25 protein-coding genes are annotated in these 23,336 nt (G+C 71.3%); 10 read left to right on the forward strand and 15 right to left on the reverse strand.

Annotated features, from left to right (window positions below):
• Positions 1–289: 289 nt before the first annotated feature.
• The 7 genes from P3T41_RS31720 to P3T41_RS31750 form a co-directional block, all read right to left on the reverse strand.
• Positions 290–1,927 (reverse strand): phage/plasmid primase, P4 family, encoded by a 1,638-nt coding sequence (locus P3T41_RS31720; protein ID WP_280694042.1) that lies wholly within the window; start codon positions 1,925–1,927, stop codon positions 290–292.
• Positions 1,924–2,958 (reverse strand): bifunctional DNA primase/polymerase, encoded by a 1,035-nt coding sequence (locus P3T41_RS31725; RefSeq protein ID WP_280694043.1) that lies wholly within the window; start codon positions 2,956–2,958, stop codon positions 1,924–1,926. The genes P3T41_RS31720 and P3T41_RS31725 overlap by 4 nt, the downstream gene beginning before the upstream one ends.
• Positions 2,955–3,374 (reverse strand): hypothetical protein, encoded by a 420-nt coding sequence (locus tag P3T41_RS31730; RefSeq protein ID WP_280694044.1) that lies wholly within the window; start codon positions 3,372–3,374, stop codon positions 2,955–2,957. The genes P3T41_RS31725 and P3T41_RS31730 overlap by 4 nt, the downstream gene beginning before the upstream one ends.
• Entirely contained in the window at positions 3,371–3,613 is a 243-nt protein-coding gene (locus P3T41_RS31735; protein ID WP_280694045.1) for a hypothetical protein, read from the reverse strand. Before P3T41_RS31735 ends, P3T41_RS31730 begins: the two co-directional genes overlap by 4 nt.
• Before the next feature lie 2 nt (positions 3,614–3,615).
• The gene (locus P3T41_RS31740) at positions 3,616–3,930 is read right to left on the reverse strand and encodes a hypothetical protein (RefSeq protein WP_280694046.1); all 315 of its coding nucleotides are present in this window, start codon (positions 3,928–3,930) and stop codon (positions 3,616–3,618) included.
• 179 nt (positions 3,931–4,109) lie between these two features.
• Positions 4,110–4,346, reverse strand: a complete 237-nt coding sequence (locus P3T41_RS31745; RefSeq protein WP_280694047.1) for a DNA-binding protein — start codon at positions 4,344–4,346, stop codon at positions 4,110–4,112.
• Positions 4,346–4,570 carry a helix-turn-helix domain-containing protein gene (locus tag P3T41_RS31750; protein WP_280694048.1) on the reverse strand — a complete coding sequence of 75 codons (225 nt, stop codon included), beginning with the start codon at positions 4,568–4,570 and terminating at the stop codon, positions 4,346–4,348. Before P3T41_RS31750 ends, P3T41_RS31745 begins: the two co-directional genes overlap by 1 nt.
• A gap of 89 nt (positions 4,571–4,659) precedes the next feature.
• Between P3T41_RS31750 and P3T41_RS31755 the strand changes: the two genes are divergently transcribed.
• The 3 genes from P3T41_RS31755 (at position 4,660) to P3T41_RS31765 (ending at position 8,282) form a co-directional block, all read left to right on the forward strand.
• Positions 4,660–5,385, forward strand: a complete 726-nt coding sequence (locus P3T41_RS31755; protein WP_280694049.1) for a helix-turn-helix transcriptional regulator — start codon at positions 4,660–4,662, stop codon at positions 5,383–5,385.
• Positions 5,382–6,986 (forward strand): site-specific integrase, encoded by a 1,605-nt coding sequence (locus P3T41_RS31760; RefSeq protein ID WP_280694050.1) that lies wholly within the window; start codon positions 5,382–5,384, stop codon positions 6,984–6,986. Before P3T41_RS31755 ends, P3T41_RS31760 begins: the two co-directional genes overlap by 4 nt.
• Positions 6,987–7,148: 162 nt before the next feature.
• Positions 7,149–8,282 carry an IS30 family transposase gene (locus P3T41_RS31765; RefSeq protein WP_280694051.1) on the forward strand — a complete coding sequence of 378 codons (1,134 nt, stop codon included), beginning with the start codon at positions 7,149–7,151 and terminating at the stop codon, positions 8,280–8,282.
• A 416-nt stretch (positions 8,283–8,698) separates the two neighbouring features.
• Here the strand turns inward: P3T41_RS31765 and P3T41_RS31770 are convergent, their stop codons facing one another.
• Positions 8,699–9,847, reverse strand: a complete 1,149-nt coding sequence (locus tag P3T41_RS31770) for a hypothetical protein (protein ID WP_280694052.1) — start codon at positions 9,845–9,847, stop codon at positions 8,699–8,701.
• 206 nt (positions 9,848–10,053) lie between these two features.
• Positions 10,054–11,115: an enoyl-CoA hydratase/isomerase family protein gene (locus P3T41_RS31775; protein ID WP_280694053.1), complete on the reverse strand. Its 1,062-nt coding sequence runs from the start codon at positions 11,113–11,115 to the stop codon at positions 10,054–10,056.
• 400 nt (positions 11,116–11,515) lie between these two features.
• Between P3T41_RS31775 and P3T41_RS31780 the strand changes: the two genes are divergently transcribed.
• The 7 genes from P3T41_RS31780 (at position 11,516) to P3T41_RS31810 (ending at position 19,215) form a co-directional block, all read left to right on the forward strand.
• A complete protein-coding gene (locus P3T41_RS31780; protein WP_280694054.1) occupies positions 11,516–12,676 on the forward strand; it encodes a hypothetical protein in 1,161 nt (386 codons plus the stop codon).
• A 123-nt stretch (positions 12,677–12,799) separates the two neighbouring features.
• Positions 12,800–13,549: a beta-phosphoglucomutase family hydrolase gene (locus tag P3T41_RS31785; RefSeq protein WP_280694055.1), complete on the forward strand. Its 750-nt coding sequence runs from the start codon at positions 12,800–12,802 to the stop codon at positions 13,547–13,549.
• Positions 13,546–15,951 (forward strand): glycosyl hydrolase family 65 protein, encoded by a 2,406-nt coding sequence (locus P3T41_RS31790; RefSeq protein ID WP_280694056.1) that lies wholly within the window; start codon positions 13,546–13,548, stop codon positions 15,949–15,951. Before P3T41_RS31785 ends, P3T41_RS31790 begins: the two co-directional genes overlap by 4 nt.
• Positions 15,952–16,046: 95 nt before the next feature.
• Positions 16,047–17,786, forward strand: coding sequence for a pyruvate dehydrogenase (locus tag P3T41_RS31795; protein ID WP_280694057.1), 1,740 nt, complete (start codon positions 16,047–16,049; stop codon positions 17,784–17,786).
• A 71-nt stretch (positions 17,787–17,857) separates the two neighbouring features.
• Positions 17,858–18,487 carry an XRE family transcriptional regulator gene (locus P3T41_RS31800; RefSeq protein ID WP_280694058.1) on the forward strand — a complete coding sequence of 210 codons (630 nt, stop codon included), beginning with the start codon at positions 17,858–17,860 and terminating at the stop codon, positions 18,485–18,487.
• 26 nt (positions 18,488–18,513) lie between these two features.
• Complete coding sequence (locus P3T41_RS31805) at positions 18,514–18,675, forward strand: DUF6126 family protein (protein WP_184943636.1); 162 nt, start codon at positions 18,514–18,516, stop codon at positions 18,673–18,675.
• A gap of 63 nt (positions 18,676–18,738) precedes the next feature.
• On the forward strand, positions 18,739–19,215 hold the full coding sequence (locus tag P3T41_RS31810) for a carboxymuconolactone decarboxylase family protein (protein WP_280694059.1): 477 nt from the start codon (positions 18,739–18,741) through the stop codon (positions 19,213–19,215).
• A 38-nt stretch (positions 19,216–19,253) separates the two neighbouring features.
• On the opposite strand, the gene P3T41_RS31815 is transcribed toward P3T41_RS31810, so the two are convergent.
• The 6 genes from P3T41_RS31815 to P3T41_RS31840 form a co-directional block, all read right to left on the reverse strand.
• The gene (locus P3T41_RS31815) at positions 19,254–19,967 is read right to left on the reverse strand and encodes a response regulator transcription factor (RefSeq protein ID WP_280694100.1); all 714 of its coding nucleotides are present in this window, start codon (positions 19,965–19,967) and stop codon (positions 19,254–19,256) included.
• 44 nt (positions 19,968–20,011) lie between these two features.
• The gene (locus P3T41_RS31820) at positions 20,012–20,875 is read right to left on the reverse strand and encodes a histidine kinase (protein WP_280694060.1); all 864 of its coding nucleotides are present in this window, start codon (positions 20,873–20,875) and stop codon (positions 20,012–20,014) included.
• 78 nt (positions 20,876–20,953) lie between these two features.
• The gene (locus P3T41_RS31825; RefSeq protein ID WP_280694061.1) at positions 20,954–21,187 is read right to left on the reverse strand and encodes a hypothetical protein; all 234 of its coding nucleotides are present in this window, start codon (positions 21,185–21,187) and stop codon (positions 20,954–20,956) included.
• 260 nt (positions 21,188–21,447) lie between these two features.
• Complete coding sequence (locus P3T41_RS31830) at positions 21,448–22,023, reverse strand: TetR-like C-terminal domain-containing protein (protein ID WP_280694062.1); 576 nt, start codon at positions 22,021–22,023, stop codon at positions 21,448–21,450.
• The gene (locus P3T41_RS31835) at positions 22,023–22,847 is read right to left on the reverse strand and encodes an alpha/beta hydrolase (RefSeq protein ID WP_280694063.1); all 825 of its coding nucleotides are present in this window, start codon (positions 22,845–22,847) and stop codon (positions 22,023–22,025) included. The genes P3T41_RS31830 and P3T41_RS31835 overlap by 1 nt, the downstream gene beginning before the upstream one ends.
• 130 nt (positions 22,848–22,977) lie before the next feature.
• Complete coding sequence (locus tag P3T41_RS31840; protein WP_280694064.1) at positions 22,978–23,268, reverse strand: YiaA/YiaB family inner membrane protein; 291 nt, start codon at positions 23,266–23,268, stop codon at positions 22,978–22,980.
• Positions 23,269–23,336: the final 68 nt, after the last annotated feature.

Genomic DNA, 23,336 nt, shown 5'->3' on the forward strand with positions numbered 1-23,336 from the left:
CGGTCTCCTCTAGTTCGTGACGCTGAGTGATGGACTTCGGGGGGTCTACTCCCGTTGGCGGAGGCTGTTTTTTCGGGGCCTGACCGGGGTCTGACGGAGGGTCGTTTCGGCGCCTTGAACGGGACCGTCGCGATGGCCCTCCGACGAGCCGTTCTTGCAGCTCATGGCGCGCTTTGCGCCTGCCGGTGAGGAGGCTGACGAGGCAGCTAGGAAACTGTCGTATTACCTAGGCGTAGAGGAGGTTTCCAAGTAGGCTCGTCAGCCTCCTCACTCGACCTCTCATGGAGCACTAACCGTCACTGGAGAAGCGCATCCCCCGCCACGCTGTGTATTGAGCCGGCGGCGTCGGCCTAGCGCTCGCGAAGGTGTCCGCAAGGTACGGCGGGACCGGCGGCCGAGATAGCCCGTTCTGGTTCCGCATGAGCACCTTGGCCACCTTGAAGCGCTTGGTCTCCTCGTGGGATCCGAACCGGTCGGCGCCGGTCTTCTGACTCCATTCCTTCTGACCCTGAGTCTTGAGGAAGCTGTTCAGCTCGGTGAGCAGCTCGGTGGACATCACGTGGGCGTTCATGTCGGCGGTCAGGCACTCGTCCCAGAAGCGCATGATCATGTCGGACTCGCCGCGCCACTGCCGGGTGGCTTCGAGGACCGCTGGCGGGTGCTTCGGCATCTTCCGTCCCGCGTCGTACCACCGGCGGGCACCAGCGACGAGCCAGGACAGTACGGCCTCGCGCTGCCCCCGCCTCGCCATGCGGGCCTTGATGGCTGCGTCGCCAGCACGCTCGTAGTCGGCGGTCGGCTCGCCCTTGACGAAGGTGTACGGGAAGGGGACCAGGGCGAGGCGCCGCCAGGTGCCGTGGTCGGTCTCGGCGACCATCGGCTTGTAGTTGGTGGTGATGACCAAGGTGTGGCTGGTCACCCACTGCACTTCGCGCTGATAGAGGTGACGGGCCTTCATCTGCGCGGTGCCGACCGCTTTCTTGAGCTGCACCACGTTCAGGCGGCGCCCCTCGGGCAACTCCTCGGCGAAGGCCAGCCGCGCGCCCTTGAGGGCCATCCGCTCCTCCTTGGCGTCCCGGTCGCCGGACAGGACCGCGTCGTCCAGGAAGGTGATGGCACCGGTCGTGGTCCGGCCGCCGAGTGCGAGGGTCAGGGAGTCGATGACCGTCGACTTGCCGTTCTCGCCGTCGCCGTGGAGCAAGACCATCACGTCGTCGTCCGGTGTGTGACCGGTGATGCCCTGGCCGAAGCGCAGTTGGAGCCACTCGGCAACGTCGGGCTCGACGGCGGCGAGCGCCGCGACCCAGTCCTCGTGTGTGGCACTGGGGACATAGGCGGTGGGGATGTAGCGGGTCAGGTACCGGTCCGGGTCGTGGGGCAGGATCGTGCTGTCCCGCAGGTCCAACACGCCGTTCTCCACGGTGATCAGGTCGGGGTCGCGGTCGAAGTCCTCGCCGGGGACGAGGAGGATGCCGGCGGCGAGGTCGGTGAGTGCGCTGACGCGACCCTTGCTGGCGAGCCTGATGATGTCCTCATGCGGCACACCGAGGGTGGGCTGGGCGATCTGTCCGACGACCCACTGGGCGACGTACTGACGGACTTCGTCGCGGACGGTTTCGGGCTCGACCCGTTCCCAGACTCGGCTGTTCCAGCGCATCCACCCGAGCTGGGGGCACCAGCAGTACCAGCCGCGCAGGCACTCCTCGGCGACCTGCTCGACGAAGAAGGTGTCGGTGACCGCGACGACGCCGGAGATGCTGCGGCTCTTCTTCGGCTTCTTATCGGACTTGGCAGCTTCTTCGGCCGGCGGCTCCGCGGGGGTCGGCTCAGGGGAAGAGGGCGCGGTCTTGTCTTGTCCGTCCATCCGGTCAGCCATCGCGGTCAGCATGGCGACGACGTCTGCGGACATGGCGGTGTCGGCGCTCATGCTGCCCTCCCCTTGTTGATGCCGATCTTGATTCCCGAGCGGACCGCGGCTCTGGCCTCGCCGCCCGGCAGGCCCGCCGAGACGGCGGCAGCGACCAGAAGGTTCTCAACCTCCGTCTCGGTGACCAGGCCGCCCGGGATGAAGCGGCCCAGGGCCCGCCCGGCAGCGTTGACGGTGTCGTTGCGGGTGCCGCTCTGGGCGGTCACCACACGTTCGACCTCGGCGCGGATGGCGGCGTTGACGTACTCGGCGCCCTTGGGCCGCTGGAGGCCGGCCAGCAGCTGCTTGGCGCTCTGCCGAGGCTGCTCAGCTTCGGGCGTCTGGTGGTGGCCGGTGCGCTTGAGGTCGGCCGCCAGCCAGTTGGGCAGCGGGGCGACGCTGCGACTGTCTCCGATCGCCCGGTAGACGCCCTTGCTCGTGACGGTGCCGGGGCAGATGCCGTATGCCCAGCCGGCTTTGACGTCGAGCTGCCAGCCGAGCCGGCTGGTGCTCTGCCTCCAGGTGTCGTCGGTCTGGTACCAGATCTGGACGCCGCCGCCCGGGGTGGCAGCGCACATCGTGGGAGGCGCGACGGTGGGCAGGGGCGCGTTGCGGATCCCGCAGAGCAGGCCCATGGTGTCCCAGCCGTCCCGGATCGAGTCGGGATTCAGGTCTGGGGGGAGCTGCAGGCCGGGGAGGCAGTCGCCGCTCTCGGGCTTCTGAATGTCGTGGCTGTCGACGTCCAGGATCAGCAGCTTGGACGGCTTCATGGCGACCGCGATCCCGGCGTCCTGGAGGTGGTGGCACCAACGTTCAACGGTCTCGGGGTTGTTGGTAGCGGCTCGCACGCCGTGGCACCAGCGGCCGGCGGGGATGCAGGGGCAGTCGTCGGCGGTGTGCTCGATGTACTCGGGGTTGGGCTTGTCGGGGGTGCCGCGGTAGCAACGGTCGCAGCCTCGGGGTGGGATCTTGCCGCCGGGGATCAGCAGGTGGACGTACCAGCCCTGGCTGATGCACCAGAGGGCGGCATTGAGCGGGCGGGGCACGTTCACGCTGCCTCCCGCTTCGCCTTGGCGACGTCGTCGGCGAGTGCGGTGACGGCGGCACAGATTCGGCGTCCGGCAGCCCGGGCGGCGCGGTCGGAGGGCTGCTCCTCCAACATGGCGCGCACGGTACCGAGGACGATGTGGAAGCGGGCGCGAGTCTCGTTGGCGTCCGGGTGGGTCTCGGTAAGCAGGGCAGTGCGGGCCGCGTGGCTGCGGGGCACGGGCCAGTCGCTGGGGTGCTGCTCGGGGGTGGCCGCCGCGCCCTTCGGGCGGCCGTGGTTGGTGGACAAGTCCTTCTCCGGGGGCTGGACGGGGTAGGGGGCGCCGGGGTGGGCGAGGGTGGTCCCGGCGGTGGGGTGCGCCCCGGAGGGCTGCCGCGACGTCAGCCGCGGCAGCTCCCGGAGGTTGAGCGTCTGGATCACGGGCGGTCGCCGCCGTCGACGGCGTCGGCGATGGCCTGGTACGGGTCGTCCACGTCGATCAGCGGGCGGCCGGACAGCCCCCAGCGGATGACCTCGACGGCGTACTCGCGGCTGATCCGGCCGGGCGAGAACCCGACGATCAGCGTGTCGTCGTCGATCCACGTGGTGCGGATCGCGTACTCCGACTCGGAGTTGAGGCAGGGGATGAACCCGGCCCTGGCGGGCTTGAGCTCGGTCATGGTCACCGCTCCTCCTCGATGGTGATGAGGGCGACGGCCAGGGCGCGGAGCACGCGGGGCCTGGTCTCGTGGTCGGCCCAGGCGGCGATCGCGGCGGCCGGGTTGTCGGCGCGGAACACTTCGACGAAGTGGTCGAAGTCAGCCGCGGTGAAGCCGATGCTGGCGAAGAGCTCGCCGAGCTCGATGGCCTCGGCGTCCGCGACGAGCGTGGCCCGCCTGAACGCCGGCCCGATCAGCCGGTTGGCGTCGGCGTCGCTGATCGCGGCGCGGAGAAGTTCCGGGGACGCTATGACGTTGGTGCTGCGTCGTGCTTTCATGGACGCATCACGTCCTTCCTGGAAGTTCGCTGGGTTGCGACGGACGGACAGCCCCGGAGACTGCTTGGCGGTGGAAACCGGGGCTTCGTCACGTCCGGGTGGAACGTGGGGCCCTTGCTTGCTCGGCGGTGCTGAAGACACCGGCGCGCAGGTGGGGGCCGTTTCCGTTGCTAGGCCGATTACGCGGCGTCAGTGGCTCGACGAGCCGTGTCCGGCATGAGGCCGAGGACACGGAGCAGATCCGCGGTCACCACGCGGTAGGACCGGCCAACTCGGATGACCTTGCAGGGGAACTGTCCTGAGCGGGCCAGGGAGTACGAAGTCGTGCGGCCCAGGCCGAAGGCCTTCCCCGCAGTCTCGACGTCCACGGTCGGCGGAAGATCGAGCAGGTCACGAGTGAGGATGCTGTCGTTCATCACGCGGCCTCAACAGCGCGCTCGCTGAGCCAACGCTCAACGCTGCTGCGCGGATAGCGAATACGGCCGCCTCGCCCCGGAGAGAGCTTGATGAATGCCGGTCCGGTGCCCTTCCACCGCTTGTCCTTCAGCGTGGAGACGGTGAGCCTCGTAAGGCGACCCGCTTCGGCCGGAGTCAGGTACTCATCCTGAACTGGGAGCTCAGATTGCTCTGATTGCAACACAGACTCCTTTCATAGGAGTTTCCGATCCCATGTCCGGAACAGTACGCGCCTGTCTTGCCACTTGCAAGACAGGATGCGAAGATTCGAAGATGGAAGAAGTCGAACCGACCAAGTCGCGACGCGCTAACTCTCTGGGGCCGACCGGCAACCGAGTAGCGGAGAACCTGGCACGCATCCGCAAGGAGCGCGGCCTCACGACGGGCCAGGTCGTGGCAGTCATGGCGGAGCTCGGCCGTCCAATCCCAGCGACGGGAGTAACGAAGATCGAGCTGGGTGACCGACGCGTCGATGTCGATGACTTGGTGGCACTCGCGGTTGCGCTCAACGTCTCCCCGTTGACGCTGCTGCTGCCCCCGACCTCGAACAACGAGCAGGTTGCCCTGACAGACAACTGCCAGGTGAGTAGTCGCACGGCATGGCAGTGGGCCGAGGGACAGCGGACCGCGATGGATTGGGAGCCTGGAGAGGACGTCAGCCTGGCGGCCCCCGGTGCGGACCCCGCGATTCCGTTGAGGGCATACGAACGGGATCAGGAGTTCGGACGGCAACAGGCTGCTTACCTAGCCCTTGCACAGCCCGAGGTGCGCCGGCGAGCTACGCAACACTCTGCTATCAGGATCGTCCGGGACCTGGAAGACGTCATTGCAGACCTGGTTGCGCCCTCACCTGACATGGACCGTGCTGGTCTTGCAGCCCTGAACCGTATGGCCCGCCGCCGGCATCAGCAGCTGGGCATCGAACTCGAAGAGATCAGCGAGCAGCTCCCGCCGGTGCACCCTGGAGTCCCGGCCTCCGACGGCACCGACGAGGGATGACTGTGGGCGCTTCTCGTCGTGGTGGTGCTGTCTATAAGCGGTGCGAATGCCGCGGCACGGATGGCAAGTTGCTCGGCGCCGGCTGCACGTTGCTGGCGAAGAAGAACCACGGCTCGCCGGCGATCCGGCAGGAGCTGCCAGCTGACCGCGAGGGCAAGCGCCGGACCTTCCGCCGCACCGGCTTTGAGAGCGTCACCAAGGCCCAGGAAGCCCTCGACAAGGTCCGCGCGATCCTCGACATGGCCAAGGGTGACGAGGACGCCGCGCAGCGCGTCAGCGACCTACTGGTGGAGGTCGCCAAGACCCGGGCACCGATCCCAGATACCGCCGAGGTTCAGCGTCGGCTCGGCGTCGGGGTGCCGCTCGACGGCAAGATGACCGTCGGCGACTGGCTCGACAAGTGGCTCGCCACCAAGAAGACCCGGAAGACCACCACCAACGGCTATGAGTCCCACGTGCGCGTGCACTTGAAGCCGCACCTTGGGCACCTGCGCCTGGACCGGTTGAACGTCGGCCACCTGGTCGAGATGTTCGACGCGATCGCCGACGAGAACGAGGTGATCGAGGCTGAGAACCAGGCTCGTCGCGAGCAGGTTGAGCGGACGCGGGCTGGGAAGCCGGGTGCTCCGAAGGCTGCAGAGAAGGCCCAGCTGGAGGCGGAGCGCGCGAAGCTCGCCGAGATGAAGCCGTTCCGCCGGATCACCGGGCCAGCCACCCGGCAGCGGATCCGGTCGACGCTGAGGATCGCACTGAACGCTGCGATCGCCCGCCAGCTGATCACGTTCAATCCGGCGAAGCACGTCGAGATGACATCGGGGCAGCGGCCGAAGGCTGTGTTGTGGACCGAGCAGCATGTCGAGCGCTGGCGGGCGACGGGGGAGAAGCCGTCGGCGGTGATGGTGTGGACGCTGCCGCAGCTCGGCAAGTTCCTTGACGCGGCGGAGGACGATCGGCTCTACGCCTTCTATCACTTGATCGCCTTCCGGGGTCTTCGCCGCGGCGAAGGCGTGGGGCAAGACTGGGTGAACATCGACTTGGACCGGGCGGAGTTGACCGTCTCGAAGGAGATCGTGCAGGACGGCTGGACGCCGATCGAGACGGATCCGAAGACCGACGGCAGCGCGGACACGATCGGCCTCGACGACGTCACCGTGCAGGTGTTGCGGGAGCACCGGGTTCGCCAGCTCGCGGAGCGGGATGCCCAGTTGGTGGCGCGGGCGGACTACTTGGCGGCCGGCGGCGATCCGGAGAAGGCACCGAGCTGGACGGACACCGGGAAGGTGTTCACGCGCGAGGACGGGACGTGGCTGCACCCGGAGATGGTGTCGGACACGTTCCGCCGGATCTGCGAGTCAGCCGACCTGCCGCCGATCAATCTGCGGGATCTGCGCCACCAGGCTGCCACGGTGATTCATGCGGGCGGTGGTGACCTCCACGTCATCAAGGAGGTGCTGCGGCACAACACGATCAAGCTCGCGAGCGACACCTACACCTCGCTGCTGCGCGAGGTCGACAAGGAGGTGGCGAACCGGGCGGCGGGGATGGTGCCACGGGCGCGTCGGGGGCCGGCCGCAGGGAGCGGGGAGGCCTTGGCCGGGTAGGCTTGGGGGTGAGCGTACGAGGCCTCGTCACTGCAGCTTAGGTTCTAGGGATCGTTGCAACACCCCAGCTCAAGGGGTGCGATGTTCGAGATCCGAGAGAACCGGACGGTGGCTCAGGGGCGAAGGACCCTGGTCCGTGAGCGGGAGGAATACTTCCGGCTCATGGACCAGGGTCTGAGCAGCCTCGAAGCGTGCAAACGCGTCGGGATCAACTACCGGACGGGCAAGCGGTGGCGTAATGGCCGCAACGCATCGGGCAAGGACAAGGCCAGACCACCGGTTCTGGCGCCACTGCCGACTCTGGGCCCGTCGCGGTATCTGCGCGAGGCGGATCGAATCCACATCGCCGACCGGCTACGCGAGAAGGCCTCCATCCGCACGATCGCCGCGGAACTCGGCCGCAGCCCGTCCACGATCAGCCGCGAGATCAAGCGCAACAGCCACCCGGAGAGCGGCGCTTACCGGCCGCATGCGGCCCAGGCCCGGGCGGACGCCCGCCGGCCACGGCCCAAGCCCGGCAAGGTCGGCCAGAACCCCGAGCTGCGGGACTTCATCCAGCACCGCCTGGACCGCAAGTGGAGCCCGGAACAGATCTGCCAGGCTCTGCGGGACACCTTTCCCGAGCGGCCGGAGATGCACGTGGTCCACGAGACGGTCTACCAGGCCCTCTACGTCCAAGGACGGGGCGAACTGCGCCGCGAGTTGGCCAGTGCCCTGCGGACCGGCCGGGCACGGCGCAAGCCGCACCGCCAGGCCGCCTGCCGCCAGCCCCGGTTCGCCACCCCGATGGTCATGATCAGCGAACGCCCGGCCGAGGCCGAGGACCGGGCCGTCCCGGGCCATTGGGAGGGCGACCTGATCATCGGCAAGGACGGTGCCTCCGCCATCGGCACCCTGGTCGAGCGGGCCACCCGTTACGTGATGCTCCTGCAACTGCCGAACGGCCGCACGGCCGAGCACGTGCGCGATGCCCTCGTGGAGACCGTGCAGACCCTGCCTACTCATCTGGTGAGGTCGCTGACCTGGGACCAGGGCGCCGAGATGGCCGCCCATGGATCGTTCACCGTCGCCACCGGCGTCCCCGTCTATTTCTGCGATCCCGCCAGTCCATGGCAACGCGGCTCGAACGAGAACACGAACGGCCTGCTGCGGCAGTACTTCCCCAAGGGCACCGACCTGTCAGCCCACAGTCCAGAGCACCTGGCCGCCGTCGCTGCCGAGCTCAACGGCCGCCCACGCAAAACGCTCGGCTGGGAAACCCCAGCCGAGCGCCTGCATAAACTGCTCGCGGCCTGATCAAACCGACCACGTGTTGCAACGACCCCTAGAAACCGCCCAGGTGGCGGGGCCTTTCTGCTGGCCCACTGCTGGCCCGAATGCTCCATAACGGGGCGTCATTCAACCCGTCAGAGCCGGACGGGGTGGCACGGGAAAGGGCCGTTGACCTGCACTGGAGAGCATTCGGTGACACTGAGCATCACAGCCCACCATGAGCAGACTTGGACTTTTAATCCGTAGGTTCAGGGTTCGAGCCCCTGGCGCCCCACCAGACAGACAAGTGCCCCACCTGCGGCGATGGTCGCAGGTGGGGCACTTCTGCGTCTCCGGCCGTGCTGTCAAAGGTCGCCGGCTGTGGCGCGCAACGCCGGCGGGCGCCGCTGCGAGGGCGTGTGCTCCCGGTGCGGCGCCCGCCAACTCGCGGCGTGCGGGGGTTACTTCTTCCCGTGGTGGGCCGCCGGGATGAAGACCAGGCCCTTGGGGTTGGCGAGGGTGACGCCGACCGAGAGGTGGGTCACGACGCCCGTGCGCTGGTCGACCACGGCGAGGGCCGGGTCGTTGGGGAGGTCGCCGGACTTGGGGGCGGGCTGGGAGGCGAAGAGGGTGCCGTGCGGCAGGTGGGTCAGCTCGGCCCGGTAGATCGCGCCGGTGCCCTGGTCGGCCACGTAGAGGTCGCCCGAGGTGGAGCCGGGCTGGATGATGTCGTCGAGCTGCGGGGTGGCCGCGCCGCCGCTGGGGGTGACGGCGTTGGTGAGGTTCAGCTGGCGGACCGTCGGCTTCTTGGCGTCCAGGTCGCTGACGTAGACCAGCTTGCTGTCGGCCTGGGCGTCCTGGATCAGCGTGCCGCCGTCCTTGCCGGGGACCCAGCGGTTGGAGTCGGGGTCGGTCAGGCCGAGCGGGGCCGTGGCGGGCGCGCCGGCGGCCGGGTTGATCACGGCGGCGGTGTCGTTGACGCCGAAGACCGGGGTCAGCTTCGCGGTCGAGCCGCTGAGCTTGACGGTGTAGACGGCGGCCGTGTTGTTCGCGCCCGGCTGCGAGACGTCCGGGTTGGAGTGCGCGACGTAGATGGTCCCGTTGGAGCTGATCGAGATGGCGTCGGTGCCGCCGTTGGTGCCGTCCGAGCCGGTCTCGGCCGGGCTCGGGCTGTAGCTGAACTGCTTGACGGCCTCGGCCCCGTCCTCGGACGGGGTGATCGTGTAGAAGCCCGAGTTGAGGTCCTCGTTGACCGTGACGAGCACCCGGTGGTGCCGGCCGTCGGCGGTGAGCCCGTCGACCTTGCCGGGCAGCACGTAGCTGTACTTGATCTTGCCGGTCTCGAGGTCGAAGCCCACGACGTTGCTCTTGACGCCGGCCGGGGAGCCGTCGGACTGGGCGCCGTTCTGGTACGCGACGAAGAGCACGTCACCGAGGCGGGTGATGTCATCGGGGTTCGTGTAGCCGGCCGGTGCGGCCGCGAAGAGCTTCAGGTGCACCGAGGGAAGCGCTGCGGTGCTGGCGGAGGCGGCGGGCACGGCCACGGCCGACAGAGCGGTGGCGGCGGCCACGAGGCCGAGACCGATTCGCGCGATCTTGCGCATGCGCATGGGGAGACTCCTGAGGATGTCCAGGGCACCCCCGTCCGGAGCGCCCGCCGTCACCCTCGGTGAGCACTCCTGCTACGTGCAAGATCGAAGTCCCTTTCGGAGCCACTGTTCACCCTCGCGCCGCCACCACGTCTCCGACCACGAAGCGAACTCCCAGGAACGGCCACTCCGCCACCGGCCACCCCGCCACCGGCGGCCCGCGCCGCTCAGGCCAGCCCGAGTTCCTCGTCCGTCCCGAGCGGCGCGAAGTGCCGCGCCACCTCGGCCGGCGTCACCTCGGCCAGGGTGGCCGGGGACCAGTGCGGGTCGCGGTCCTTGTCGATCACCTGGGCCCGGATGCCCTCGACGAAGTCCGGCGAGCTCAGCCCGGCCAGTGAGACCCGGTACTCCTGGTCGAGCGCGGCCGCCAGCGAGGGCAGTTCGCGGGCCCGGCGGAGCGCGGCCAGGGTCACCGTGAGCGCGGTCGGCGACTTGGCGCCGATCAGCTCGGCGGCCTCCTTGGCCTCGGGCACCGAGACGGCGAGCAGTCGCGCCACGATCTGTTCCACCGAGTCGGCGGCGTAGCACTCGTCGATCCACTCCCGCTGCTCGGCCAGCGGCGCCGGCCCGGCGTCGGTGGCGAACCGCCGTACCGCCTCGGCCGGTTCGAGCACCGCCAGGGCCTCGGTGAACTCCGCGAGCCGTTCGGTGCGCACGAAGTGGTCGGCGAAGCCGCAGTACAGCGCGTCGGCGGCGGTCAGTTGCCCGGCGGTCAGCGCCAGATGGGTGCCCAACTCGCCGGGGGCGCGCGCGAGCAGCCAGCTGCCGCCGACGTCCGGCACGAAGCCGATCGTGGTCTCCGGCATGCCGACGGCCGAGCGCTCGGTGACCACGCGCACCGAGCCGTGCGCCGATATCCCGACCCCGCCGCCCAGCACCAGGCCGTCCATCACGGCCACGTACGGCTTCGGGTAGCGGGCGACGAGGTGGTTGAGCCGGTACTCGGCGCGGAAGAAGGCCCGGGCGGCCGCGCCGCCGAGCTTGGCGTCGTCGTGGAAGAAGCGGATGTCCCCGCCCGCGCACAGGCCGCGCTCGCCGGCGCCGGTGATCACCACGGCGGCCACCGCCGGGTCGTCGGCCCAGCTGGTGAGCTGCTCGTGCAGCGCGCTGACCATGGCGTGGTTGAGCGCGTTGATCGCGCGGGGGCGGTTGAGGGTGAGCCGGCCGATCCGGCCGTCCGTCCGGGCCAGCACCAGCGGCTCGGCGGGTGCGACGGCTTGCGTGGTCATCGGGGGTGAGCTCCTTGCGGGTTCGGGCCGGCTGCTGCCCACCGTACGCGCCGGGCGGGGTGGCCCGGCCACCGGACCTGCGGTGCGGCCGCCGCTGCGCACAGCGGTGCGCCACACGCATTCGGGGGGCTACCTCGAAAGAGGTATCCGGGAGTGCCGCCGCGCGGGAATCGGGCGAACGCGCGGCCGCGTTGATGACGAACGAATGATTCGTCAGCTGCCCTGCGGCCCTTCGTCGGTGACCGAGCGCGGCAGGTCAGGGCGGGCGCTGCCGGAATGGCACGGGTGCCGCCGAGCGATATCCCGGGCGATGTCCCGAGCAGCCGGGAACTGATCGAGAAACTGACCGGGAACTGACCGGGAAACTGATCGAAAAAAGATCGAGAAGGGGGTCGGCATCGTGACCAGCGGTATCGGTGAATCGGCGACGGAATCGCTCTGGCCCGCACCCGCCCGGGCGACTGCGACGGAACTGCAGGCGGTGCCGGACGGCGGCCGCCTCCCGCTGGCCGCGGTGCGCCCCGGGGACTCCCCACGCTTCACACCGCTGGACGAGGCGCACGCCGCCCGCCTCGCGGCGCTGGACGTCGAACTGCCGCCGATCCTGGTGCACCGCCCCACCATGCGGGTGGTCGACGGGGCGCACCGGCTGCACGCCGCCGCCCTGCGCGGCGAGCTGACGATCGCCGTCGAGTACGTCGACGGGCCGGCGGAGGCCGCCTTCATCCGCGCGGTGGCGGCCAACCTGACCGGCGGCCTGCCGCTCTCGGCCGCCGAGCGCAAGGCGGCGGCCGAACGGATCGTCAGGAGCCGGCCCGAGCGCTCGGACCGCTCGATCGCGCAGCACGTCGGGCTCTCCGCGAAGACGGTCGGACAGATCCGCCGCCGCTCCGCCGGGGCGCAGTCCGGCGCCCGGGTCGGCCGGGACGGGCGGCTGCGCCCGGTCAATCCGGACGAGGGGCGGCGCCGGGTGCTCAAGGTGATCAGCGAGCGCCCGGGGGCCTCGCTGCGGGAGATCGCCCAGGCGGCCGGCGTCTCGCTGGGGACGGCACACGGGGTGCGCAGCCGGGTGGACCGGGGCGACCCGGCGCTGCCCGCGCGCGCCGAGGCGCCGGCTGGGCCGCCCGCGCCCGCCCGCACTGCCGCCCCGGCGCGGATGCCGGCCCGGATCCCGGCCCCGGTGCCCGCCGCCGTCCGCCCGCAGCCGCGCCCCGCCACGGCGCCCACGCCCCCGGCGCAGCCGGAGCCGATCCGCCGGCTCGCCCAGCGCCGCCTGCCGGGCGGCTACCCGGTCCCCGCCGTCGCCCCCGCCGGCACAGCCACGGCCTTCGCCCGCCTCGCCGTGCTGCGCCGCGACCCCTCGCTGCGCTTCACCGACCACGGCCGGGCCCTGCTGCTCTGGCTGCAGCGCCGGCTGTTCGCGGTCAGCGCGGCCGAGCGCGAACTCCAGGACATCCCGCCGCACCTGCTCCCGGTGGTGGCCGACCTGGCTCTGGAATGCGCCGAGGGCTGGCGCGAGTTGGCCGACCAGCTGCGCGGCCGAGCCCGCCAGATCGGCTGAACAGCAGCCGGGCGAAGCCCGAGCCGAGCGAGATCCGGACAACCCCGACCCGCCGATTGAACGCTGTACGACGCGCCGCCCGAATTCGACCCGCAGTCGAGCGTTCTGGTCCAGACTGCAACCATGCTGGGGCTACCCGACCACATCCGTGCCTACCTCTTCGACCTCGACGGCGTGCTGACGCAGACCGCCAAAGTGCACGCCGCCGCCTGGAAGGCGATGTTCGACGACTTCCTGCGCGAGGAAGCCCGCCGCACCGGCGACGAGTTCGTGCCGTTCGACCCGGTCGAGGACTACGACCGCTATGTGGACGGCCGACCGCGCCTGGACGGCACCAGGACCTTCCTGGAATCGCGCTCGATCGAGCTGCCGGAAGGCGGCGAAGCCGACCCGCCCGGCACCCGCAGCCTGTACGGTCTCAGCACCACCAAGAACGATCTGGTGCTGCGCCTGATCCGGGAGCAGGGCGTCCAGCCGTACGCGGGCTCGGTGGAGTACCTGCACCGGCTGCGGGTGCTCGGCCTGCCCAGGGCGGTGGTCTCCTCCTCCGCCAACTGCCGTGACGTGCTCAAGGCAGCGGGCATCGACGGCCTCTTCGACGTCGTGATCGACGGCCAGACGGCCAAGCGCGAGGGCCTGCCCGGCAAGCCGGCTCCCGACACCTACCTGGCCGCCGCCACGGCCCTGGGCGTGGAACCCAAGGACGCGGCGGTCTTCGAGGACGCGCTCGCCGGAGTGGCCTCCGGTCGGGCGGGGGGCTTCGGGGCGGTGGTCGGGGTCAACCGGACCGGCCAGCGCGCGGCCCTGCTGGCGAACGGCGCGGATCTCGTGGTGGACGACCTGTCCGAACTGATCGAGGGGGCGGCGCAGTGACCGCACAGGAGGGCTTCGCGGTCGATCCGTGGAGCGTCACCGAACACCGACTTGACCTGGCGGGCCTGGCCCGCACGGAATCCGTCTTCGCGCTCTCCAACGGCCACATCGGCCTGCGCGGCAACCTGGACGAGGGCGAGCCGCACGGCCTGCCCGGCACCTATCTCAACGGTGTCTTCGAGCTGCGCCCGCTGCCCTACCCGGAGGGCGGCTACGGCTATCCGGAGTCCGGACAGAGCGTCATCAACGTCACCAACGGCAAGCTGATCCGGCTGCTGGTCGACGACGAGCCGTTCGACCTGCGGTACGGCGAACTGCGCGGCCACCGCCGCTCGCTGGACTTCCGCGAGGGCGTGCTGCGGCGCGAGGCCGAGTGGACCTCGCCGGCGGGGCGGACCGTCAAGATCCATTCGGCCCGGCTGGTCTCGCTCACCCAGCGGGCGATCGCCGCGGTGCAGTACGAGGTCGAGGCGGTCGACGGTCCGGTCCGGATCGTGGTCCAGTCCGAGCTGGTCGCCAACGAGCAACTGCCGCTGGGCGGTGAGGGCGACCCGCGGGCCGCGGCCGTGCTGGAGGCGCCGCTGGTCACCGAGGCGCACCACGCGCACGGCACCAAGGCCACCTTGGTGCACCGCACCCGGTACAGCGGGCTGCGGATCGCGGCCGGCATGGACCACGTGATCGAGGGGCCCGACGGCATCAGCGTCACCTCGGAGGACCAGCACGACCAGGCCCGGGTCAGCGCCACCACCGTGCTGCAGCCCGGCGAGCGGCTGCGGGTCACCAAGTTCATCGGCTACGGCTGGTCGGCCACCCGCTCGCTGCCGGCCGTGCGCGACCAGGTGGAGGCGGCGATCACCGCCGCCCGCTACTCCGGCTGGGACGGCCTGGTGGCCGAGCAGAAGGAGTTCCTGGGCGACTTCTGGGACTCCAGCGACATCGAGATCGACGGTGACGTCGAACTCCAGCAGGCGGTCCGGTTCGCGCTCTTCCACGTGCTGCAGGCCTCCGCGCGCAGCGAGGAACGGGCCATCCCGGCCAAGGGGTTGACCGGTCCCGGGTACGACGGGCACAGCTTCTGGGACACCGAGACCTTCGTGCTCCCGGTGCTCACCTACAGCGTGCCGGGCGCGGTCGCCCAGGCGCTGCGCTGGCGGCACAGCACGCTGCCGCTGGCCCGCGAGCGGGCCGGCCAACTGGGCCTGGCCGGCGCGGTGTTCCCGTGGCGGACGATCCGCGGCGAGGAGTGCTCGGGCTACTGGCCGGCCGGCACCGCGGCCTTCCACATAGGAGCGGACATCGCGGTCGCCGTGGTCCGTTACGTCCGGGCCACCGGGGACCTCGACTTCGAGCGCGGCTACGGCCTGGAGCTGCTGGTCGAGACCGCTCGGATGTGGCGCTCGCTCGGCCACCACGACGCGCAGGGGCGGTTCCGGATCGAGGGCGTCACCGGACCCGACGAGTACAGCGCGGTCGCCGACAACAACGTCTTCACCAACCTGATGGCGCAGAGCAACCTGAAGGCGGCCGCCGAGGCGGTGGGCCGCCACCAGTTGGAGGCCGCCGCGCTCGGGGTGGACACCGAGGAGACCGCCGCCTGGCGCGACGCGGCCAAGGCGATGTACATCCCGTACGACGAGAAGCTCGGCGTCCACCCGCAGGCGGACGGCTTCACCGACCACCAGGTCTGGGACTTCGAGAACACCCCGCAGGAGAAGTACCCGCTGCTGCTGCACTTCCCGTACTTCGACCTGTACCGCAAGCAGGTGGTCAAGCAGGCCGACCTGGTGCTCGCGATGCAGATAAGGGGCGATGCCTTCACGCCCGAGCAGAAGGCCCGCAACTTCACCTACTACGAGCGCCTGACGGTGCGCGACTCCTCGCTCTCGGCCTGCACCCAGGCCGTGATGGCGGCCGAGGTGGGCCAGCTCGACCTGGCCTACGACTACACCGCCGAGGCCGCCCTGATGGACCTGCACGACCTGGGCGGCAACACCCGCGACGGACTGCACATGGCCTCGCTGGCCGGTGCCTGCATCGCGCTGGTGGCGGGTTTCGGCGGGATGCGCGACCACGGCGAGTCGCTCGCCTTCCGCCCCAGGCTGCCCGCGGGCCTGTCCCGGCTGGGCTTCTCGATGCGGGTGCGCCACCACCTGCTGAAGGTGGAGATCACCCACGAGGAGACCACCTACACCCTGCGCGAGGGCGACAAGCTGCGGGTGGCGCACGACGGCGAGGAGCTCTGGGTGGAGGTCGGCGCTCCGCTGCGGCGCCCGACCCTCAACCCGCCGGCCGGCGAGCGCCCGACCCAGCCGCCCGGGCGCGAGCCGGCCCGCCGGGCACCGCAGGCCGGCCCGATCATCGCCTCGGCGCTGGCGGGGGAGCACCTGGCCGCGGAGTAGCGGGCGCGGTTCAAGTAGCCAGATGGCGCGGCCGGGCTGACACTTGATCAGCCCGGCGGCGCGCGCCGCCCGGGATCACCGGAGAGGGGCAGCGCGTGGTGGCGAGCAGTGTGGCCGAGCAGATGGTCGAGGTGCTCCGGCAGGCCGGGGTGGAGCGGGTCTACGGGGTGGTGGGCGACAGCCTGAATCCGGTGGTGGACGCGATCCGCCGGGCCGAGGGGATCTCCTGGGTGCACGTGCGCAACGAGGAGGCGGGCGCCTTCGCGGCTGCCGCCGAGGCCGAGCTGACCGGGCGGCTCGCGGTCTGCGCCGGCTCCTGCGGCCCCGGCAACACCCACCTGATCCAGGGCCTCTACGACGCCCAGCGCAGCGGGCTGCCGGTGCTCGCGCTCGCCTCGCACATCCCGTCCGCGCAGATCGGCACCGGTTTCTTCCAGGAGACCCACCCCGAGCGGGTCTTCGCGGACTGCAGCGGCTTCTGCGAGATGGTCTCCACCCCGGCCCAACTGCCCCGGCTGATGCGGGTCGCGGTCCAGCACGCGCTGGGTGCGCGGGGTGTCTCGGTGCTGGTCTTCCCCGGCGACGTGGCCGCGCTGCCGGCCGCCCACCCCACCGGGAGCGGCGGCTTCCTCACCGAGCGCGGCGTGCTCACCCCGCCGCCCGGCCAGGTCGCCGAGCTGGCCCGGCTGTTGAACGAGGCCGGGACGGTCGCCGTCTTCGCCGGCGCCGGGGTGCGTGGCGCGCACGCCGAGGTGATGGAGCTGGCCGGCACGCTGCTCGCGCCGGTCGGGCACTCGCTGCGCGGCAAGGAGTGGATCCAGTACGACAATCCGTACGACGTCGGGATGAGCGGCCTGCTCGGCTACGGTGCCTGCCACGAGGCGCTGCACGAGGCGGACCTGGTGCTGCTGCTCGGCACCGACTTCCCCTACGACTCCTTCCTGCCACGGGCCCGCACCGTGCAGATCGACCACGACGCCACCAGGCTCGGCCGCCGCACCCCGCTGGAGCTCGCGGTGCACGGGGACGTGCGGGCCACCCTGCGGGCGCTGCGGCCCGAGCTCAAGCCCAAGACCGACCGGCGCTTCCTGGACGGGCTGCTGGCCAAGCACCTCAAGTCGCTGGAGTCGGTGGTCGGCGCCTACACCAGGGACATCGCCAAGCACCTGCCGATCCACCCCGAGTACGTGGCCGCGGTGCTGGACGAGGTGGCGGCCGAGGACGCCGTCTTCACCGTGGACACCGGCATGAACAACGTCTGGGCGGCCCGCTACCTGACCCCGAACGGGCGGCGCCGGGTGATCGGCTCCTTCCTGCACGGCTCGATGGCCAACGCGCTGCCGCACGCGATCGGCGCCCAACTCGCCGAGCCCGGACGGCAGGTGGTGTCGATGTCCGGCGACGGCGGGCTCGGGATGCTGCTGGGCGAGCTGCTGACGGTGGCCAAGTACCAGCTGCCGGTGAAGACGGTGGTCTTCAACAACGGCGCGCTCGGCATGATCAAGCTGGAGATGCTGGTCAGCGGCTACCCCGAGGCGGAGATCGACAACGGCGAGGTGGACTACGCGGCGATCGCCACGGCGGCCGGCGTGCCCGGGTGGCGGGTCACCGACCCGGGCCGGGTGCGCGAGGTGCTGGCCGAGGCGCTGGCGCACCCGGGGCCCGCGCTGGTGGACGTGGTGACCGACCCCAACGCGCTCTCCATCCCGCCGCACATCACGGCCGCCCAGCTCAAGGGCTTCGCGCTGGCGGCGGGCCGCACGGTGCTGTCGGGCGGGGTCGGGCGGATGATCGACCTGGCCCGTAGCAACCTGCGCAACATCCCGCGGCCGTGACCTCGGCGGGGGCTTTTTGCCTCTGAGGCACATTTCTTGCCTCGCAGGCACGGCGGGTGTGGACTGGTCCCATGACCAGTGAGAGTCGCGAGACCCGCGACACCGGCGAACCTGACGAGGGCGAAGTGCCCGGACTCGGCGCCCGGCTGCGCGAGCACCGGCTGGCCGCTCGCCTGACTCTGGAGGCCGCGGCCGCCCGGGCCGGGCTCTCACCAGCGTACCTGTCGCGCCTGGAGACCGGCCGCCGGCAGCCCTCGCTGCCGGTGCTGCTCTCGCTCGCCCGGCTCTACGGCGCCACGGTGGCCGGCCTGCTCGGTGAGCAGGCCGGCGCGCCCGACCCCGTGGTGCGCGGCGGCGAGATCGTCCCGGGCACCACCGGCGGCTGGGCCTACCGGCGGGCCGGGGTGGCGGGCCTGGCCATGCAGGCGTTGCGGGTGCGGATCCCGCCGGGCCTGCAGGACGCCGTGGTGCGGGTGCACGCCGGCGAGGAGTGGCTGCACGTCACGCGGGGCCGGCTGCGGCTGACCCTGGGACAGACCGGCTACCTGCTGGAGCCCGGCGACAGCGCCCAGTTCGACTCGCTCACCCCGCACCGGTTCGCCGCCGAGGGGGCCGAGGCCGTCGAACTGCTCTTCGTGCACACCCTGTTGCAGAGCCCGGCCGGCGACCTCTGCCTGCCGGTGCCGACCCGTACTCCCTGACCCCCCGAGGAGAAGGAGCTCGACCGATGGCCGTTCAGCACCCCCGACCGCACTACGCCCCCACCACCGACGGCGGCAAGCGCACCGACCACCGGGTGGCGATCCGGGTGGGCATCTACCTGGCCGCCGCCCACGGCTTCGCCGGCTTCCTGTACCTGCTCTTCTGGCTCGGCGCCCACCGCGGGTGACGGGTATCCAGGGCACCACGTTGGGGCGCCCCGCAGCGCCCCGCGGTGCCTAGGCTGGTTCCCATGACGACCACGACCGAACAGCCGACCGTGCCGGCCCCCGAGCAGCGCCTGTCCCTCGCCGCAGTGGCCGAGGACGTCTACCAGGCCATGATCCGCACCACCCGGGCCGCCGAGGCGGGCTTCGACCCGGTGCTGGCCGAACTGCTGAAGATCCGCGCCTCGATGATCAACGGCTGTGCCTTCTGCATCGACATGCACGTGACCGATGCTCGCAAGGCGGGCGAGGCCGAGCACCGGATCCACGCGCTGTCGGCCTGGCGCGAGACCCCCTACTACACCGCTCGCGAACGGGCCGCGCTGGCGCTGGCCGAGTCGATCACCCTGCTGACCGAGGGCCACGTGCCGGACCCGGTCTACCAGGAGGCGGCCGCCAAGTTCGACGAGAACGAGCTGGCCCGGCTGATCTCCATCGTCGCCACCATCAACGCCTGGAACCGGCTGGCGGTCGCCACCCGGATGAGCCCGGCCCCGAAGTAGCCCGGCCCGAAGTACCTTTCCTGGCCTGGCCGTTGTGGCTACTCGTCCGCGTCGCCCGGGGCGATCAGGCCGGTCTCGTAGGCGAGCACCACGGCCTGGGCCCGGTCGCGCAGCGCCAGCTTGGCGAAGATCCGGGCCACGTGGGTCTTCACGGTGGCTTCGCTGAGCGTGAGTTCGCGGGCGAGCTCGGCGTTGGAGCGGCCCCGGCCGAGCAGCGTGAGCACCTCCAGCTCACGGGGCGTCAGCGGGGTGAGGTCGCGGTGCACCGAGGGTGCCGCCCCGGGTGCCGTGCCCGGGGGCGGCTCGGCCCGGCTCGCGGCGGTGGCGAAGCGCTCGACCAGGCGCCGGGTGATCGAGGGAGCCAGCAGCGCGTCGCCGGTGCTGACCAGCTTGACGGCCGCCACCAGGTGGTCCGAGGTGACGTCCTTGAGCAGGAAGCCGCTGGCCCCGAGCGACAGCGCGGCGTACACGTACTGGTCCAGGTCGAAGGTGGTCAGCATGATCACCCGGCAGCGCGGATCCTCGGCCAGCACCTGCCGGGCGGCCGTCAGCCCGTCCATGGTGGGCATCCGGATGTCCATCAGGACCACGTCGGGCCGCAGCCGGCGGGCCGCCGCCACCGCCTCGACGCCGTCGGCGGCCTCGCCGACCACCTCGATCCCGCGCGCGGCCAGGATCAGCCGGAAGCCGGTGCGGACCAGGGACTGGTCGTCGGCGATCAGCACCCGCGGCACCGGCTCGTCCAGCCCCACGTCCGTCTTCGTGTTCACATCCGCTCCCACTCCTGCTCCCGCGCTCACGAAAGCTCCTCCGGCCGGTCCAGCGGGATCCGCGCCCGGACCCGGTAGCCGCCGCCCAGCCGCCGCCGGGCGTCCAGGTCCCCGCCGTACACGGCCACCCGCTCGCGCAGCCCGAGCAGGCCGCGCCCGGCGCCGTCCCCGCCGCGGGCCCGGCGCACCGTGCCGGCGGTCCCGGAGAGCACGCTCGGCCCGCTGTTCAGCACCTCCACCCGCAGCGAGTGGTCGGCGTACCGCACCGTCACCTCGGCCCGCTCCGCGTCGCCGTGCTTGAGCGCGTTGGTCAGCGCCTCCTGCACGATCCGATACGCCGTCACATCGACGCCGGCGGGCAGCGTCCGGGGTTCCCCGGAGATCCGCACCTCGACCGGCAGCCCGGCGAAGGCGATCCGGTCGACCAGCGCGCCCAGCCGGCTCAGGCCCGGCTGCGGGGCGAGGCCGGCCGGTCCGGGGCCAGGATCGTCGCTGCCGTCCGCCGCCGGGGCCAGCAGGCCCAGCAGGTGCCGCAGTTCGGTCATCGCGTCGCGCCCGGCGCCTTCGACGGCGCGCAGCGCGGTCGCCGCCTCCTCGGGCAGCACGGTCAGCACCTCGCGGGCCGCGCCGGCCTGGACCACCATCACGCTCACGTTGTGGCTGACGATGTCGTGCAGCTCGCCGGCGATCCTGGACCGCTCGGCGTCCACGGCGCTGCGGGCCGCGCTCTCCCGCTCCCGTTCGAGCAGCCAGCCCCGCTCCCCGATGGCCGCCCGATGCCGTCGCCGGGCCCGCAGCAGCGCCACCCCGAGCACCGCGGCGACCGTGCCGGCCAGCGCGGCGACGGTGGCGAGGCCGATGGTCAGCCAGCCGTTCCCCGTAGTCCCCACGGGAGTACCTTCGCAGGTCGGCGGCGCGCCGCGCATCATCCGCCGGAGGCAGCGGCTACATCCCGGGGATGACGGCCGTCACTGGCCGTCCGACTCCCCGTACCCGGGCTGCGGGCGGGCCGGCACGGTGGCCATCGAGCGCAGGCCGCGGATGATCGCCAGGCTCCGGCGCACGGCGGGCCAGCCGGTCAGCTCCTCGGGACCGGCGGCGCGGTGCCCGGTGCCGGGCGGGGTGTCGGTGGCGCGCTGGGCCGGGATCGTGGCGGGAGCGGCCTGGCAGGCCGCGTGCTGCGCGCTGGTCGACTGCGTCATGGGCCCTCGTCCTTCGCCGGTCGGTTCGCGGGTGCGCTCGGGGTGCGGCGTGGTGCGCCGTCCGCTGTTGCTACCCGGACGGGGGCCAGTCTGACCCTGGTTCGGCGACGAATCGGTCTCGATCGTCACCCGAATCCGTACCGGATGGGACCTTAGTCCCTTTTTCTGAGTCTTAGCTGATCGGCTGCCTGTCTGACCGGTCTGCCTGATCGGTCTGCCTGATCGGCTCGTCCGACCGGCTTGTCCGATCGGCCGGCCGGTCAGACCGGCCTGGGCCACTCCCGCAGGCCGCTGGTCAGCAGCGCGATCAGTCGCTCCTGAGTCACCGTCAGGTCCTCGCTCAGCTGGAAGGCCCCGCCGATCACCAGCGAGGCGAAGCCGTGCAGGACCGCCCGGACGGTGCGGGCCGCGTGCACCGCCTCGCTGTCCGCGATCCCGTAGCCCTGGAGCACCTTGAAGACCGCGCCGATCAGCGCACCGGAGGCGCCGGTCTGCTGCTCGTCACTCGTGGCCGGGCTCTGCGGCAGGGCGGCATAGCGGTTCGGGTACTCGGTCGCGTAGCCGTGGTAGGCGCGCAGCAGGGCGGCGATCGCGGCGTCCCCGGTCAGGCCGGTGATGGCGGCGTCCAGGGTGGCCGCCAGATCGGTGGTGACCCGGATCCCGACCAGCCGGCGCAGCCCGCCCAGGCCACCGGGCACGTGCTTGTAGAGCGAGGGGGCGGCCACCTTGGCGCGCAGCGCGACCGCGGCGAGGGTCAGCGCCTCGGGTCCGTCGGTGTCGATCAGCGCGAGCGCGTGGTCGACCACGAGGTCGGGGGTCAGTCCGGCGCGGGGCATCAGGCCACCTCGGCCAGGAAGGGGAGCAGGGCGTCGGCGGTGGCCTGCGGGGAGTCCGACATCGGGTAGTGCCCGGCGCCGTCGATGATCACCTTGCGGGCGTTCAGCGCGGTGGCCTGACGGTCCGCCACCCGCAGCGGGTTCAGGAAGTCGGGATCCTTGCTGCCCATCACCACCAGCGCGGGGGAGTGGAAGCCCACGGTCCAGCCGGTCGGCGCGGAGTCGCCCAGGGCGTAGCCACGGGTGGCCTGCCGGCGGCCGGGAGTGCGCAGGTCGGCGACCAGAGCGGCGACGTGCTCCGCGTGGTCGGCGGGCTTCCTGGTGGGCATCGCCACCTTGTTCAGGTAGTAGCCCCAGAACCTGGGGAAGGCGATCAGCGCCGCGCCGAACACGCGGACCAGGCCGCGCATCAGCACGTTCGCGGGCGGCTGCTCGATGAAGGCGTCCAGCAGGACGACACCGGCCACCTTCTCGGGGACCAGGGTGGCCACCTTCACCACGCTGGCGCCGGTGTAGGAGTGGCCGACCACGACGGCCTTCGCGATGCCCAGGTGGTCGAGCAGCGCGACCGCGTCCTCGGCGATGGCGGCGGGGGTGTAGTCGTCCCAGGCGATCGAGGACTCGCCGAAGCCCCGCAGGTCCATGGTGATCACCCGGTGCCCGGCGGCGGCGAGCAGCGGGTGCAGGTGCCGGTACTCGCGACGGCTGTCGAGCATGCCGGGCAGCAGCAGCACCGGGGTGCCGTCGCCGGCGGTGTCGTCGAAGGCGATGGTGCCGCCGGGGAGCTGCAGGTACTGGGTCCGCGGGGTGCTGGTGGCGTTCACGGCGAGCCTCCTGGCCTTCCGAGAGGTGGTGCCGGCTGCCTGCCGACACCTACAAAGCTATGGCTAATAGCCTTAGCCGTCAAGTCCTCCTCGGCCGTTCAGCCGTTCAGCCGTTCTCGCGGCGGGTTCGTCAGGCCCCCTCGACCCGGAACGGGTCGTGTTCGGCGAGCAGCTTCTCCAGTCGCGCCTGGTCGACCCGGGTGACGATCTCGCCGGCCTCCTGCCGGTCGCGGACCACTTTGGCGAGGGTGAAGGCGGAGGTGGTCGTGTAGAGCAGGCCGAGTGCGAGGAAGGCCCGCACCCAGGGGCTCACCGGCAGATAGGCGATGCCGATCGCGAGCCCGCCGAGAGCGAGCGCGAAGGAGATGATCGCCTGGAGGTAATAAGCGGACGTGGTTCGTGGCTGCACCGAGGAAGTCATGCCTGAAGGATGGCCAACTCCCGTGCCCGGCACCTGAGTACGACTACTCAGTTCGCGGCCCGAGTACG

Source organism: Kitasatospora sp. GAS204B, assembly GCF_029892155.1.
Lineage (GTDB): Bacteria > Actinomycetota > Actinomycetes > Streptomycetales > Streptomycetaceae > Kitasatospora.